At 61.5% G+C, this 15,417-nt stretch carries 14 protein-coding genes, 1 tRNA gene and 1 pseudogene; 4 read left to right on the top strand and 12 right to left on the bottom strand.

Going from position 1 to position 15,417, the window contains the following annotated elements; translation table 11 throughout:
* Positions 1-87 precede the first annotated feature (87 nt).
* Both nadA and H040_RS26440 read right to left on the bottom strand, forming a co-directional pair.
* A complete protein-coding gene (gene nadA, locus H040_RS26445) occupies positions 88-1,146 on the bottom strand; it encodes a quinolinate synthase NadA (protein WP_027919943.1) in 1,059 nt (352 codons plus the stop codon).
* Between the two features lie 481 nt (positions 1,147-1,627).
* Entirely contained in the window at positions 1,628-3,136 is a 1,509-nt protein-coding gene (locus H040_RS26440; RefSeq protein ID WP_027919944.1) for a YdgA family protein, read from the bottom strand.
* A gap of 484 nt (positions 3,137-3,620) precedes the next feature.
* Here H040_RS26440 and H040_RS26435 point away from each other — a divergent pair, with 484 nt between their 5' ends.
* From H040_RS26435 to H040_RS26425, 4 genes and pseudogenes are all read left to right on the top strand, one after another.
* Entirely contained in the window at positions 3,621-4,973 is a 1,353-nt protein-coding gene (locus H040_RS26435; protein WP_027919945.1) for an APC family permease, read from the top strand.
* Between the two features lie 66 nt (positions 4,974-5,039).
* A pseudogene (locus H040_RS28250) lies at positions 5,040-6,248 on the top strand (PDC sensor domain-containing protein); the annotation flags it as partial.
* Between the two features lie 102 nt (positions 6,249-6,350).
* Positions 6,351-7,106 carry a methyl-accepting chemotaxis protein gene (locus tag H040_RS28245; protein ID WP_371915568.1) on the top strand — a complete coding sequence of 252 codons (756 nt, stop codon included), beginning with the start codon at positions 6,351-6,353 and terminating at the stop codon, positions 7,104-7,106.
* Positions 7,107-7,252: 146 nt separating this feature from the next.
* The gene (locus tag H040_RS26425) at positions 7,253-8,212 is read left to right on the top strand and encodes a cation diffusion facilitator family transporter (RefSeq protein WP_027919947.1); all 960 of its coding nucleotides are present in this window, start codon (positions 7,253-7,255) and stop codon (positions 8,210-8,212) included.
* A gap of 123 nt (positions 8,213-8,335) precedes the next feature.
* On the opposite strand, the gene H040_RS26420 is transcribed toward H040_RS26425, so the two are convergent.
* From H040_RS26420 to ybgC, 10 genes are all read right to left on the bottom strand, one after another.
* Positions 8,336-8,411: transfer RNA gene (locus H040_RS26420), tRNA-Lys, on the bottom strand.
* Between the two features lie 61 nt (positions 8,412-8,472).
* On the bottom strand, positions 8,473-9,147 hold the full coding sequence (queC, locus tag H040_RS26415) for a 7-cyano-7-deazaguanine synthase QueC (protein ID WP_027919948.1): 675 nt from the start codon (positions 9,145-9,147) through the stop codon (positions 8,473-8,475).
* 16 nt (positions 9,148-9,163) lie between these two features.
* The gene (queE, locus tag H040_RS26410; RefSeq protein ID WP_027919949.1) at positions 9,164-9,811 is read right to left on the bottom strand and encodes a 7-carboxy-7-deazaguanine synthase QueE; all 648 of its coding nucleotides are present in this window, start codon (positions 9,809-9,811) and stop codon (positions 9,164-9,166) included.
* Between the two features lie 158 nt (positions 9,812-9,969).
* The gene (gene ybgF, locus H040_RS26405) at positions 9,970-10,785 is read right to left on the bottom strand and encodes a tol-pal system protein YbgF (RefSeq protein WP_027919950.1); all 816 of its coding nucleotides are present in this window, start codon (positions 10,783-10,785) and stop codon (positions 9,970-9,972) included.
* 6 nt (positions 10,786-10,791) lie between these two features.
* Positions 10,792-11,289: a peptidoglycan-associated lipoprotein Pal gene (gene pal / locus H040_RS26400; RefSeq protein ID WP_023381906.1), complete on the bottom strand. Its 498-nt coding sequence runs from the start codon at positions 11,287-11,289 to the stop codon at positions 10,792-10,794.
* A gap of 54 nt (positions 11,290-11,343) precedes the next feature.
* Complete coding sequence (tolB, locus tag H040_RS26395) at positions 11,344-12,624, bottom strand: Tol-Pal system beta propeller repeat protein TolB (RefSeq protein WP_177326719.1); 1,281 nt, start codon at positions 12,622-12,624, stop codon at positions 11,344-11,346.
* Between the two features lie 17 nt (positions 12,625-12,641).
* Positions 12,642-13,718 carry a cell envelope integrity protein TolA gene (gene tolA, locus H040_RS26390; protein WP_033696463.1) on the bottom strand — a complete coding sequence of 359 codons (1,077 nt, stop codon included), beginning with the start codon at positions 13,716-13,718 and terminating at the stop codon, positions 12,642-12,644.
* On the bottom strand, positions 13,718-14,170 hold the full coding sequence (tolR, locus tag H040_RS26385; protein WP_008090221.1) for a protein TolR: 453 nt from the start codon (positions 14,168-14,170) through the stop codon (positions 13,718-13,720). Before tolR ends, tolA begins: the two co-directional genes overlap by 1 nt.
* 14 nt (positions 14,171-14,184) lie before the next feature.
* Positions 14,185-14,880: a protein TolQ gene (gene tolQ, locus H040_RS26380; protein WP_027919953.1), complete on the bottom strand. Its 696-nt coding sequence runs from the start codon at positions 14,878-14,880 to the stop codon at positions 14,185-14,187.
* A 2-nt stretch (positions 14,881-14,882) separates the two neighbouring features.
* On the bottom strand, positions 14,883-15,335 hold the full coding sequence (ybgC, locus tag H040_RS26375) for a tol-pal system-associated acyl-CoA thioesterase (protein WP_027919954.1): 453 nt from the start codon (positions 15,333-15,335) through the stop codon (positions 14,883-14,885).
* Positions 15,336-15,417 lie beyond the last annotated feature (82 nt).

Raw genomic sequence — 15,417 nt, 5'->3', positions numbered from 1 at the left:
GCTCCCATAGAAACTGCTCAGCTTTCAAGATCTTTGCGCTTCTTGTGGGAGCGGGTTTACCCGCGAAGAAAGCAACGCGGTCTTGCGTCAGGCGTTACCGGAGAGTTTCAGGCGAGCTGCCTGGGTAAAATCCAGCATACGGTTCAACGGCTTGATCGCCTTTGGCACCAGCGCCGGATCGACGAAAATCTCATCGCCGCCGTTACGCAGGCAGTGCAGCACGCGCTCCAGGGTATTCATCGCCATCCACGGGCAGTGTGCGCAGCTGCGGCACGCCGCGCCGTTACCAGCGGTTGGCGCTTCGACGAATGCCTTGTCCGGGCAAAGCTGCTGCATCTTGTAGAAGATGCCGCGGTCGGTAGCGACGATGAAGGTCTTGTTGGGCAGGGTCTGCGCCGCCTTGATCAGCTGGCTGGTGGAGCCCACCGCGTCGGCCAGTTCGATCACCGCTTCCGGCGACTCTGGGTGCACCAGAATGGCGGCATCCGGATACAGCGCCTTCATGTCGGCCAGCTGGCGTGACTTGAACTCTTCGTGAACGATGCAGGCACCGTCCCACAGCAGCATGTCGGCACCCGTCTGCTTCTGGATGTAGCGACCCAGGTGCTGGTCCGGCCCCCAGATGATGGTCTCACCGTTGTCCATCAGGCTTTCGACGATTTCCAGCGCGCAGCTCGACGTCACCACCCAATCAGCCCGCGCCTTCACGGCAGCGGAGGTGTTGGCGTAAACCACCACGGTACGCTCCGGGTGCTGGTCGCAGAAGGCCGAGAACTCCTCGACCGGGCAGCCCAGGTCGAGCGAGCAGGTGGCCTCCAGGGTCGGCATCAGCACGCGCTTTTCCGGGGTGAGAATCTTGGCGGTTTCGCCCATGAAACGCACACCGGCGACGATCACCGTCTCGGCCGGGTGGTTCTTGCCGAACCGGGCCATTTCAAGTGAATCGGATACGCAACCGCCGGTCTCTTCGGCCAACGCCTGAATGACCGGGTCGCAGTAGTAGTGAGCCACCAGCACGGCATTCTGCGCTTTCAGCTCGGCAGCGATGGCCGCACGGTATTCGGCCTCCTGCTCGGCAGTCAGCGGGTTCGGCTGCTTGGCGTCAAGGTGGGCCTGAACCAACAGGCGTTCGGAAATCTGGGTCATGATCGCTGGACCTGCAGGCGCGCGTGCGCGTCAAATCGAGTGTATCACCCGGCCCTGGCAGATCGGCTAAGGGTGCCGGACGGCAGGTACACCGCCACGGCCCTCTGCGGGCGCGGATTATTATCGGACGCCGAAGGCTACAGACAATCAAGGGAATTCAAAAGCGGTTTTTGTAGTGCCTGTACCGGCCTCTTCGCGGCTAAAGCCGCTCCCACAGGATCAGCACTGGACCTGAGAGCAGCGTTTTACCCGTAGGAGCGGCTTCAGCCGCTCCCACAGGGTCAGCACTGGACCTGAGAGCAGCGTTTTACCTGTAGGAGCGGCTTCAGCCGCTCCCACAGGGTCAGCACTGGACCTGAGAGCAGCGTTTTACCCGTAGGAGCGGCTTCAGCCGCTCCCACAGGATCAGCACTGGACCTGAGAGCAGCGTTTTACCTGTGGGAGCGGCTTCAGCCGCGAAGAGGCCAACACCAGGTTGGCGTCAGCCCTGCGGCTGCATCGCGGCAAAGTGCGCCGCCAACAGCATGGCGAACTGTTCGACGGTCATCTTCTTGCCGTTGAAATCGACCATGCCGTCGGCATAGTGCAGGCTCGACACAACATCGTTGCCCTGTACGGTGGCCATGCCGCTCTGCAGCGCCATCATGCCGACCATCTCCCCGGCCTGGCTCGATTGCGCGGCAATCACCTGGGCATCGGTCTGCCCCTCCAGCAGCGCCTGCAACGTCGCCAGGTCACCGATCATCGGCTTGGACAACGACAGCTTGCTCTTCACCTCGGTGATCAGCTGCTTGCTCAACTGGTCAGGCGGCAGGTCGAACGAGGCGGGACTGGCGAAATCCATCGACAGATCGAAACGGCTCTCGCCATTGGCAGTGCGGAACGCCAGGTTCTCGATGGCCAGCTTGGGCCTGGAAGCCAGCAACTGCTGCAGATCGCCGTGGAACCTGGCTTTTTCCGCCTCGTCCATCTGGATTTCCGGCACCGGCTGGCCCGCAGCCTGCGCCGCCTCGAACTCGGGCAGGTGGGCCTGGTACCACTTGGACAGCGACTGCAAGGCCGGCGCGTTGAGCGACTTGATGCTCACACCCATCTGCGCGTTGCCAACCGCACGGCCGTCCCAGGTGATGTCTGCCACTCGGTAATCCACGCGGCCACCCACAGTGTCCGGGCCATCCAGTGTCTGCAGGACGTTCTGTTCAAGGCCCTTGAGCACCAGCACCTGTTGCTTGGCCCCCAAGGTCGCTTTGGCCTCGGCCAGCAGCAGGTCGACGTTGCCGACGTACACGGCGTCATGCTTGCTGGCTGCCAGGTTGCCGCCGACCTTCAGGCCCGACAGTTCGAAAGTGGCCGGCGGATGATCCTCGCCGACCAACTTGATTTCGAAACGATCCGCGCTGCCATGGAACTTCGACGCCTTGCCTTCCTGGTCACCGCTGACTTCCAGCGACATGCCCGAGAAGTCCAGGGTGCTGCCGTTGGCCTCGGTGTGCTTGAGCGGCGCCACAGTGATGTTGCTGTCGACGTTGCCCGAGAAGCCCAGGCTGGTGTGCGCGCTGATCGGCGACTGCCCGCCTGCAGCAGCGAACCACGGCGCGGTGAGGTCGTCCTTCTGCAGGCTGCTGTTGCTCGCGGCCAGCACCGGCATCAGCTTCAGTGCCTTGACCCGCGACCAGGGGAACGGGCCATGCTCTATCTGGTCGGTCATGCCAAGGTCGAAACTGACCACTTCGCCATGGCCAAGATTGATGTCCTTGGCCTTGAGCCGGTACTGCGCCGTGCTGCTGAAGAAATGCTGATCGAGCGAGACCAGTTCGACAGTCATGCTGCCGCCATAGTTGACCAGGGCCTTCTTGAGCTGCTCGTTGCTGCGGCTGACGGCGTTGTCCAGCTCCGCAGGCAACTGCTTGCCGGTGTACCAGGCGCCAGCGGTAGTGACGACGGCAATGGCGATGGCCAGGCCGGAAAGGATGCCTACTGATTTCTTCATGAATAGAACCGATCGATGTCCATATGGGCAGGTTCGCGGCGATAGCCGCACAAGGGCCGAAGAATATCACCCGGCGCCTGGTCAGGTGATGGCTGCGGTGACGAAATCCTATGATTAGGAAGCATCCGACAAGCCTGCTCTCAACTTCAGACTTGTTAATTTTTACGGACATTCAAGTCGATCGAAACCGCAAAAAACCGCGCAAAAACCGAACATACAGGCCGTTTAACCGATAAATATTTCAATTTCGCAACATCTTGTCATGTTTAACTTGACGCCTCCCTACCAATCGTTTTTTATTTTCACCACCTCGCCCAGCGCCCGATCCACGAAGAAGAAAAAGTCGCGCCGTCATGATGCTCGGATGCCCCTGCCCGCACGCTTCAACCTCCTCGCCAAGGCACTGCCAGCCTGACGTCGGCGCCTAGCACGCGCCTATCTCTGCTCCGAACAAAAAAGGTGAACAACATGGAGCCACACCAGCATGCAGCATGACCACAACGCCACCGGCAACGGCCAATTCCGTAAATCCCTGCGCCTCTGGCACGTAGTCATCATCGGACTGGCGTACCTCACGCCAATGACCGTGTTCGACACTTTCGGCATCGTGTCCGGCATTACCTCTGGCCACGTTCCCAGCGCCTACCTGCTGGCCCTGGCCGGCGTCCTGTTCACCGCCGTGAGTTACGGCACACTGGTACGCCGCTTCCCGCAGTCCGGCTCCGCCTATACCTATACCCAACGCGCCATCAACCCGCACGTGGGTTTCCTGGTCGGCTGGTCTTCGCTGCTTGATTACCTGTTGCTGCCCATGGTCAACGCGCTGCTGGCCAAGCTCTACCTCTCGGCCATGTTCCCCGAGGTGCCAGCGTGGATGTGGGTGGCCGGCTTCGTCACCCTGATCAGCCTGATCAACATGCGCAGCATCAACCTGGTCGCGCATTTCAACCTGCTGTTCGTGATCGTGCAGCTGATGATCATGTCGGTGTTCATCTACCTGTGCGTACGCGGGCTGGACCAGGGCGAAGGGCTGGGGACCACCTGGAGCCTGACACCTTTCGCCGACTCGCAGACGCAGCTCAGCGCCCTGGCAGCCGGCGCAACCATCCTGTGCTTCTCGTTCCTGGGCTTTGACGCAGTGACTTGCCTGTCCGAAGAAACCAAGGATCCGGGCAAGATCATTCCGCGTGCGATCTTCCTCACCGCCCTGATCGGTGGCGTCGTGTTCATCGGTGTGTCGTACTTCATGCAGGCGTACTTCCCGACCAACGCTCGCTTCCATGACCCAGAAGCGGCACTGCCGGAAATCGCCCTGTACGTCGGTGGCAAGCTGTTCCAGTCGATCTTCATCGCCTGCACGGTGATCAACACCATCGCCTCGGGCCTGGCTTCGCAGACCAGCGTATCGCGCCTGTTGTACGTGATGGGCCGCGACAATGTGATCCCGAGCGGCGTGTTCGCCCGCCTGCATCCGCGCTACAAGACTCCGGTAGTGAACATTGCCGTGGTCGGCGTGATTGCCCTCTCGGCGATCTTCTTCGACCTGGTCACCGCCACCTCGATCATCAACTTCGGCGCGCTGGTAGCGTTCAGCTTCGTCAACCTGTCGGTGATCAGCCACTGCTACCTGCGCGAGGGCAATCGCCAGGGGCTGGCCAACAAGATGAAGTACCTGATCCTGCCAACCATCGGCTTCTGCATCATCGCCAAGCTCTGGCTTGACCTCAACGAACATTCGTTGATATTCGGCGGCCTGTGGGCAGTCGCGGGGCTGATACACCTGGCCTGGCTGACCAAAGCCTTCCGTGTCGCACCACCGAACTACGTCGCTGAATGACACTAGCCACCAACAACGCCCGCGCCTGAACGCGGGCGTTGTTCTTGTTCGAAAAGGAATGCCCAGATGCCGCTGCGCCGCCTCTCCATTCAATGGAAGATCACCCTGCTCGCCGGCCTTTGCTTGCTGGCCATCGTCGCCTTGCTGGTCGCCAGCTCACTGGCTCAATCACGGCGTAGCGCAGCGTTGGTCAACCAGGCCAATACCGAAATGCTCGAACACAGCGCGCGCCTGCGCCTGCAGGCCCACGCCGAGACCCAGGCGTTGCGCATCCAGCGCTATTTCATGGACGCCTACCAGTACGGCAACGGGTTCGCCCGCCTGGTCCAGGTGCTCAAGACCAAGGGCGGCAGCGACCTGCGCGCCGAACTGACCCGCCAAGCCCACGCCAGCCTTGCCGGCAACCCGGACGTGATCGGCCTGTACCTGGTGTTCCAGCCCAATGCGCTGGACCACCAGGATAGCCAGTTCATCGGCCAGGAGAACAGCGGCAGCAACGCAAGCGGACGCTTCTCGCTGTACTGGTCGCAGCCCAGCCCAGGCACCCTGGAACTGGAAGCGATGCCAGAGTCGATGTTGGGCGACAACAGCCCCGGCACCAACGGCCTGGCCAAGAACCGCTGGCTGACCTGCCCGCAGGAAACTGCCAGGGCCTGCGTGCTCGAGCCCTACCTTGACGAGGTCAATGGTCATCAGGTGCTGATGACCAGCATCGCTTTGCCGCTGCTGGATAACGGCAAGGTCGTGGGCGTGGTCGGCCTGGACATCGGCCTGAACAACCTCCAGCAACTGAGCCTGGATGGCCGCCAGGAACTGTTCGACGGCCAGGGCCAGGTCAGCATCGTCAGCGCTGCCGGCCTGCTTGCCGGGTACAGCCGTGACGCCAGCAGGCTGGGCCAGCCACTGGACAAGGAAGTGGATCAGGGCCTGCTGCGCGTGACACGGCCGTTTGCGCCGATCCCTGACGCCACGCCCTGGCAAGTGCAACTGGAACTGCCCGAAGCGGTGCTGCAAGCGCCCGCACTCGCCCTCAACCAGCGCCTGGACACCCATAACCAGAGCGCCAACCTGACCAGCCTGCTGATCGGCCTGGGCGCGGCGATCATCGGCCTGCTGCTGGTATGGCTGACCGCACGTGGCGTTACCCGCCCTATCCTCGCCGTGGCCGCGCGCCTGGAAGACATCGCCAGCGGCGAAGGTGACCTGACCCGTCGCCTGGACTACGCCCGCCAGGACGAACTGGGCCAGCTGACGGGCTGGTTCAACCGCTTCCTCGACAAGCTGCAACCGGTGATCGCCCAGGTCAAAGGCTCACTGCTCGAAGCCCGCGGCACCGCCGACCAGTCCGCCGCCATCGCCAGCCAGACCAGTCATGGCATGCAGCAGCAGCAACGGGAAATCGAACAGGTTGCCACCGCTGCCAACGAAATGAGCGCCACCGCCCAGGATGTTGCCCACAACGCTGCACAGGCGGCCCAGGCTGCACGTGGCGCCGATCAGGCCAGCCGTGAAGGCCTGCAACTGATCGCCAGCACCCGCCAGACCATCGACCAGTTGGCCACTGGCATGGACGTCGCCATGGACGAGGCCCGCGCGCTGGAGCAGCGCAGTGAGCAGATCGGCTCGGTGCTCGAAGTGATCCGCGCGATTGCCGAGCAGACCAACCTGCTGGCCCTCAATGCCGCCATCGAAGCCGCGCGTGCAGGCGAAGCCGGGCGTGGTTTTGCCGTGGTCGCCGACGAAGTGCGCAGCCTGGCCCAGCGCACCCAGGTGTCGGTAGAAGAGATTCGCCAGGTAATCGAAGGGCTGCAGCAAGGCACCCAGGACGTGGTCGGCGCCATGCATGAAGGCCAGCGCCAGGCCCAGGCCAGCGCCACGCGCATGGAGCAGGCGTTGCCCGCACTGGAACGCATCGGTGAGGCCGTGGCAGTGATCAGCGACATGAACCTGCAGATTGCCTCGGCGGCCGAGGAACAGAGTGCGGTGGCAGAGGAAGTGAACCGCAACGTCGCCGGCATTCGCGACGTGACCGAGTCGCTGTCCGGGCAGGCCGATGAATCGGCGCGAATCAGTCAGGCCCTGAACAGACTGGCCAACCAGCAACAGGCATTGATGGAACAGTTTCGCGTGTAGCCTGTAAGGGCCTCTTCGCAGGCAAGCCCGCTCCCACAAGCACAGCGCGTCACTCAAGGCTTGTGATATCACAGTGGGAGCGGGCTTGCCCGCGAAGAAGCCGGCACAGGCCCCGAAGAGCAACGTCGTCTTACTGAGCTTACGTTATGCAAACCACACCTCGATCTTCTTTCTTCGATTTAACCAGCGAACAGGGCCTGTTACGTACCTCGATCGCCGTCACCTTGTTCATCGCCACCATCGGTATCGGCTTCGGCCTGGCCTCCGGCTCGTTCTCGATTGTCTTCGATGGCGTCTACTCGCTGGTCGACGCCAGCATGAGCGGGCTTTCACTGGTAGTGGTCAAACTGATCACCTCGCACGCCACCAGCCTGCAACTCTCGCGCAAGCTGCGTGAGCGCTTCACCATGGGCTTCTGGCACCTGGAACCGATGGTGCTCGCACTCAACGGCATCCTGCTCAGCGGCGTCGCCATCTACGCGTTGATCAACGCGGTCAGCAGCCTGCTGCAGGGTGGCCGACACCTGGAGTTCGGCATCGCCATGGTCTACGCACTGCTGACCGTGATCGCCTGCGCGACCATCGCCGTGGTCGAGGACCGTGCCAACCGCAAACTGAAGTCGGACTTCGTGCGCATGGACGTGAAAGGCTGGGTAATGTCGGCCAGCATCACCGCCGCCCTGCTGATCGCCTTCTGCTTCGGCTACGCGGTTCAAGGCACGCAGTGGGAGTGGGTATCGCCTTACATCGACCCGGCAGTATTGGCCTTGGTGTGCCTGGTGATCATTCCACTACCGCTGTCGGTAGTGCGTCAGGCGCTGTCGGAAATCTTCCTGGTGACACCCGGCGACCTGAAACTGCACGTGGAAGAGGTGGCGCGCGCATTCGTGGCGCGTCAAGGCTTGCAGTCGTACAGGGCCTATGTGGCCAAGGTCGGGCGCTCGCGGGAGATCGAACTGTATTTCATCGTACCCAAGACCATGGCCGCGAAAACCATTGATGAATGGGATGCGTGGCGCAATGAAATCGGTGATGCGGTAGGCGGCGAAGGGCCGGATCGCTGGATTACCGTGGTGTTTACTGGTGATCCTGAGTGGGCTGAATAATCGAAGGCGGGGCGCTTCGCGCCCCACAATCACCCGCGAGCCAGCTCCCACGAGGCCTTGCGCGCAGCCGGAAACGACAAAGCCCGCGACCATTTCTGGTAGCGGGCTTTGTCTTACTGAGTATGGTGGGTCGTGTAGGATTCGAACCTACGACCAATTGGTTAAAAGCCAACTGCTCTACCAACTGAGCTAACGACCCGTTGGATGGCGCGTATAATACTGATTTCTAACGAGAAATCAATACCCTGGCCAACCTTTTATCAGAAGTAATGCGTCGGGTCCTGTACACCCGCCGCCTTGAAACCATCGGCACGCAGGCGGCAACTGTCGCACTTTCCGCACGCCTGGCCTTCATCATTGGCCTGGTAGCAGGAAACCGTCAGGCTGTAATCCACGCCACGGGCCATGCCCGCTTGCACGATCTGCGCCTTGCTCATGTTCTGCAGCGGGGCTTGGATGCGGAAGCCCTGCCCTTCGACACCCGCCTTGGTGGCCAGGTTGGCCATGCGCTCGAAGGCCTCGACGAACGCTGGGCGGCAATCCGGGTAACCGGAATAGTCCACGGCGTTGACGCCGATGAAGATGTCACGCGCTTCCAATACTTCCGCCCAGCCCAGGGCCAGCGACAGGAACACGGTGTTGCGGGCCGGCACGTAGGTCACCGGGATGCCCTCGCCCGGAGTCTCCGGCACATCGATGCTGCTGTCGGTCAGGGCCGAGCCGCCGATGCCATCGAGGTTGAGGCCGATGACCTTGTGTTCGACCACGCCCAGGTCGCGGGCGACACGTGCCGCAGCGTTCAATTCGGCACGATGGCGCTGGCCGTAGTCGAAGCTCATGGTGTAGCAGCTGTAGCCTTCGGCCTTGGCCATGGCCACGACCGTGGCCGAATCGAGGCCGCCGGACAGCAGGATTACCGCGCGTTTCTCAGTCATCTCTTTCACTCCTCAATCAACGTCCAGGTTCGTCGTTCCACAGCAGCTTGTGCAACTGCAGCTGGAAGCGTACGGGCAGGTTGTCGGCAACGATCCAGTCGGCCAGGTCGGTGGCACTCACCTGATGGTGGCTAGGCGAGAACAGCACTTCGCCAGCGCGTTCGGCCAGGTTGTACTGGATCAGCTTGGACACCGCCCAGTCATAGTCCTCGCGGGAACAGATGACGAACTTGACCTGGTCGTTGCGGGTCAGCTGCTCGATGTTCTCGTAGCGGTTGCGGTGCGACTCTTCCGAGCCAGGGGTCTTGAGATCGACCACACGGCTGACGCGCACGTCGGTACCAGAAATATCGAGGGCGCCACTGGTTTCCAGCGAGACCTCGTAGCCGGCATCGCACAGGCGCTGCAGCAGCGGCAAGGCGTTCGGCTGGGCCAATGGCTCGCCACCGGTAACGCAGACATAACGCGGCTTGAAGCCGGCCACCTGCTCAAGGATCGAATCGAGGGTGCGAATGGTACCGCCGGTGAAGGCGTAGGCACTGTCGCAGTACTGGCAGCGCAGGGGGCAACCGGTCAGGCGCACGAAAACCGTGGGCAGCCCAGCCGTTCGTGTTTCACCCTGCAAAGAGTAAAAGACTTCGGTGATGCGTAATGTGTCTTGCATGCTCGCCACGGGCGTGACAGCTAAACAGGCTGTCCGCCTCCGTCAGGCACTGTCGCGGACTCGACATGGCGTTATCCGCTACAGCGTGTTTATAAAAAAGGGACGTGATTCTAACGAAAAAACCCGCGGCGGGCGCGGGTTTCTTGCAAAGGTGCAGCTTAGAGCTTCTGCAGGTCGCGTTGCGCCAGTTGCGCGGCGGACGTGCCGGGGTACTGGGTGATGACTTGCTGCAGGATGCCCTTGACCTTGTCGGTGTGGCCCATGCGGCGCTCGACGTCAGCCAGCTTGTACAGCGAATCGGGCACCTTGCTGTGCTTGGGGTACTTCTGGCTGACCTGAGCGAAGGCTTGGCTGGCAGCGGGCAGGTCGCCCTTGGCCAGGTTCACCTCACCCAGCCAGTATTGCGCGTTGCCGGCGTACTGGCTGTTCGGGTACTTGCGCAGGAAGGCGTTGAACGCCTGGCTGGCCTTGTCGAAGTCCTTCTGCTTGATCAGGTCGAAAGCTGCATCGTAATAGAGCTTTTCTTTCGCCGGATCACCGGGCTCGCTATTGGCGGCCGGTTGCTGTGCAGCAGCGCCAGCGGCGCCTGCTGCGGCACCGGCGGCGGCATCGGGTGCACCACCGGTGGAGGAATTGTCTGGGGTCGCGGCAGGCGCGCCACCACTGTTGATGCGACGATCAAGATCCTGGTAACGCTCCAGGTTTTCCTGCTTCATGCGCGACACATCGTTCTGCAACTCTTCGATGATGCCTTGCTGACGGGAAAGTTGATCCTGCATCTGTTGCAGCTGCATGAACAGCTGGCCCTGTGCCGAGGCAGGGGCCGAAGCCCCTGCGCCGGCATAGGCGCCGCTCGTGCCATAACCGGAAGGTGGGTAAGCACCCCCGTTGTCATCAACTACAGGAACCGCAGCCCACGCCGAAAGCGGAAGGCTGAGTGCGAGGACGGTTACAGCACGACGGCACATACGCATAAGAACTTACTTACGCAGTTCTACGCGACGGTTCTGAGCCCAGGACTGCTCGTCGTTGCCGGTGGCAACTGGACGCTCTTCGCCGTAGGAGACCAGTTCCAGCTGAGCAGGGGAAACGCCCTGCAGAACCAGGTAGCGCTGAACGGCTTTCGCACGACGCTCACCCAGAGCCATGTTGTACTCGCGGGTGCCGCGCTCGTCGGTGTTGCCTTCCAGGACAACGCGGTTGCCGTTGGCTTTCAGGTCCTTGGCGTGAACGTCCAGAGCGCGCATGGCTTCTGGCTTCAGGTCCGAGCTGTCGTATTCGAAGTAGAAGGTGGTGATTGCGCGCAGGGCAGCTTCTTCGCTCAGGGAGCCGTCAACAGCGCCAGTGTTGGCACCGTAGCCAGCGTTCGGATCAACAGCGCCTTCACCAGCGTTGTCACCGCCTTTCGAGGAGCAACCTACAGCTACGGCCATGGCCAGAGCCAGCGCAGCAAATTTACCAAACTTCAGCATTTCCATCGTGAAACTCCTAATGAAACCCCAGTGTGTTAAGCAAAACGTGTTACGCCGCAATCAGTTCAGGTAAGGGGACCAGGACGGTTCTCTGACTTCGCCTTGAGCGGTAGGAAGTGGGAGCCTCACACGGCCGTTAAGCGACACGAGCATCAAGACTCCCCGGCCCTGCTGGCGGGTGGCGTAGATTAGCATGGTGCCGTTGGGCGCGACAGTGGGCGACTCATCAAGACTCGTTTCCGAGAGAATCTTTACACTTCCGCGCTGCAAGTCCTGTGCCGCCACCTTAAAGTTGGTGAAACCCTGCTGGCGATGGATCATGACCAAGGTCTTTTCGTCCGCCGACAGTTTCGGGTTGGCGTTGTAGTTACCCACGAACGTCACACGCTCGGCACTACCGCCACTGACCGACTGCTTGTAGATCTGTGGCTTGCCGCCACGGTCGGAGGTGAAGTACAGGGTGTTGCCATCCTTGCCCCAGAACGGTTCGGTGTTGATACCCGGGCCGGCGGTTACGCGGCTGATCTGGCGCGAGGCCACGTTCATCACGTAGATGTCCGGGTTGCCGTCCTTGGACAGCACGAACGCCAGGCGCGAACCATCAGGCGACCAGGCTGGCGCGCCGTTCAGGCCTTCGAAGTTGGTCACCTGCTCGCGGCGGCCAGTATCGATGTTCTGCACGAAGATGCGCGGGCGCTTCTGCTCGAACGAAACATAGGCGATACGCTTGCCATCCGGCGCAAAGCGTGGCGACAGGATCGGCTCACGCGACTGCAGCAAGGTCACCGCACGGGCACCGTCGTAGTCCGAACGCTGCAGGGTGTAGCGGGTGTTGTTGGTGGAGAAGCGCTCGGCAGTCACGTACAGCATGCGGGTAGAGAACGCACCCTTGATGCCGGTGAGCTTCTCGAACGACTGGTCGGCAATGTAGTGCGCCATGTCGCGCAGCTGGTCGGTGCTGCCCGCCACGCTGCCGGTCAGCACTTGCTGCTCGGTGGCGACGTTGAACAGTGCGTACTGCACCTGCAGGCGACCGCCGGACGGCACGATGCTGCCGACCATCACGTACTGGGCACCCAGCGCTTTCCAGTCACGGAAGATGACTTCGCTGCCCTGGGTCGGCTGGCTGATCATGTTCTGACGCGGAATCGGCGAATAGTAGCCCGAGTTGCGCAGGTCGTTGCCGATGATGTCGGCCATGTCTTCTGGCAGCACACTGCCACCCTGCAGACCGAACGGCACTACCGCGATGGGCGTGGCCCGATCGCTGCCGCTGGTGACCAGGATGTTCTTTTCCTCTGCCATGGCCATGCCGGCCACGCAGCAGAGCATGACCAGCATTCCTCGAAGGAGTTTAATCACAACGCTAGATCCTCAGGTGTAAATGTCATCTTGAACGAACGATAACGGTTGAAATCGCTCGGCTTCATACCCTGCATCTCGGTCAAACGACCAATGTTCTTCACTGCTGCCACCGCCGAACTGTCGAACGGACCATCGCCACTGGACTTGATCACGCTGACACCGGTGATGGTGCCGTCCGGCAACATGTTGACCTGCAGGGTCACCGTCATGCCCTTACGCGCGGAAGGCGGACGAGCCCAACCCTCGGCCGCGCGCATACGGATCAGGTCGTCGAAGTCGCCGGCCACCTGGTCACCCTGCTCGTCAGCCAAGGCCTGCTGCCGCTCGGTGGTGTCGGACAACAGCTCGGCCAGGGCCTGAGCTTTCTTGTCTTCCGCCGACTTGCGGGCCGCTTCCTGTGCCTTCTTCTTCTGAGCATCTGCAGCGGCCTTTTTCTTGGCCTCTTCAGCTGCCTTCTTCTTCGCTTCCTCGGCCGCCGCTTTCTTCTTGGCGTCCTCGGCTGCTTTCTTCTTCGCGTCCTCGGCGGCCTGCTTCTTGGCCTCCTCGGCTGCTTTTTTCTTGGCTTCTTCCTCAGCCTGCTTTTTCGCCTCTTCCTCGGCCTTCTTCTTGGCGATGTCGGCCTGCTGCTTCTCGGCGGCCTTCTTCGCCTCTTCAGCCTTCTTGGACTCAGCGGCTTTCTTGGCTTCAGCAGCCTTCGCAGCTTCCTCGGCCTTCTTCGCCTCGGCGGCTTCGCGCGCTTCCTCAGCCTTTTGAGCGGCATCGGCTTTCTTTTGTTCCGCGGCCTTGATGGCCTCCTGCTCGACCTTCTTCTGCTCCAGCTGCTCGACTTCAGTCTGACGCGAGGCGGTTTTCTTCGCTTCCCCGGCAATCTTCTGATTGGTCTGGGTGGTCGCCTGGCTCTTCGACTTGAGCTGATACAGCGTAGCCTGAACGATCGGCTTGGAAGGCCGCAGTTCAGGCGTCATGGCAAAGCTGACGAACAGCAAGGCGAACACCAGCACATGCAGGCCGATGGCCCAGACACTGGGCCAGAAGTAGCTTTCCGAGGCGGATGGCTCTCGCTGTTGCATCAGGGCGCCTCGGTAATCAGGCCAACGTTACCGACACCGGCCTTCTGCAACCCGCCCATGGCGCCCATGACGGCGCCGTAGTCGACAGCCTTGTCGCCACGAATGAAGACCTGGGTCTGCTTGCCCTGGTCGCGACCGGCGGCAATGATCTTGGTCACTGCGCTGGTCATGTCCGGCAAGGTCATGGCCTTGTCCATCTGCTTGTCGGTGTCGACTTCGCTACCGAGGTTCCAGTAGTAGGTCTTGTCGGCCTTGATGGAGATGGTGAGGATCTGGACGTTGTTGTCCTGCGGCAAGGCTTCGCTGGAAACCTTGGGCAGGTCGACCTTCACGCCCTGGTTGAGCATGGGCGCCGTCACCATGAAGATGACCAGCAGCACCAGCATCACGTCGATGTAGGGCACCACGTTCATCTCGGCGACGGGCTTGCGTTTGTGGCGAACTCGGGCCATGGGCTTCTACCTGATTACTCTTCGCTGGTGTGCACTTTGCGGTGCAGGATCGCCTGGAACTCGTCGGCGAAGGTGTAGTAACGGCCGATCAGCACTTCGCTGCGTGCAGCAAAGCGGTTGTAGGCAATAACGGCAGGAATGGCCGCGAACAGGCCGATGGCGGTGGCCACCAGCGCCTCGGCGATACCGGGGGCAACAGTGGCCAGGGTGGCCTGCTGTGCGCTGGCCAGGCCGCGGAACGAGTTCATGATGCCCCATACGGTACCGAACAGGCCGATGTACGGGCTGGTCGAACCGACAGTGGCAAGGAACGGCAGGCTCTGCTCGAGTTTTTCCTCTTCACGCGAGATGGCAACGCGCATGGCTCGCGCCACACCTTCCATGACCGCGTCCGGGTCCACACCCGGCTGCTGGCGCAGGCGCGAAAACTCTTTGAAGCCGGCGCGGAAAACCTGCTCCACACCGGAATCCGGGTCCGGGTTGCTGCCTGCCTGACGATACAGCTTGGACAGGTCGATACCCGACCAGAAGCGCTCCTCGAAGGCATCCAGCGCACGACGACCGGCGCGCAGCATGGTGCTGCGCTGGAAGATCATGATCCATGAGGTGACCGAGGCGGCCACCAGGGTCAGCATTACCAGCTGCACCACCACGCTGGCATTGCTGACCAGACTCCACATGGAGGTATGGTCGACGACGTTAGCTTCCACGCTTATTCTCCTGCGTTCGATTGATTACCCGAGCCGTCCGCCGCAAAGGCATCGCGCAGTTCCGGGGGTATGGCTCGGGGTTTGAAAGTGTCGGCGCGCACGGCGGCCACCAGGAACTGCCCCTCACAGAGCAGCGTTTCATCTTTTTCCCGCCAGACCTGCTGCACGAAGCGCAGGCTGGCGCGATTGAGTTCAAGTACTTGCGCGGTGACCCTCAGCTCGTCGTCCAGACGTGCCGGCGCGTGATAGCGGGCTTCACTGGAATGAACCACGAACAGCAGATTGTCCTCGGCCAGTTGCGCCTGGGAAAAACCCAGATGCCGCAGGCGCTCGGTGCGCGCGCGCTCCATGAATTTCAGGTAATTGACGTAATACACCACGCCACCGGCATCGGTATCCTCGTAATAGACACGACAACGGTGTGCGAACGGTTCCAGGCCTTTTAGCGCGCGCATACTCTAGTGCTTACTCCTCAGCTTGCCAATCCGCTGCGGCAACTGTTTTTTCTTCATTAATGTCGTATTGCCAGCGCACCAT

Source organism: Pseudomonas sp. URMO17WK12:I7, assembly GCF_003269045.1.
Classification (GTDB): domain Bacteria; phylum Pseudomonadota; class Gammaproteobacteria; order Pseudomonadales; family Pseudomonadaceae; genus Aquipseudomonas; species Aquipseudomonas putida_J.
The sequence above is the reverse complement of the archived record's forward strand: the minus strand, read 5'-3'. Positions and strand labels throughout refer to the sequence as shown.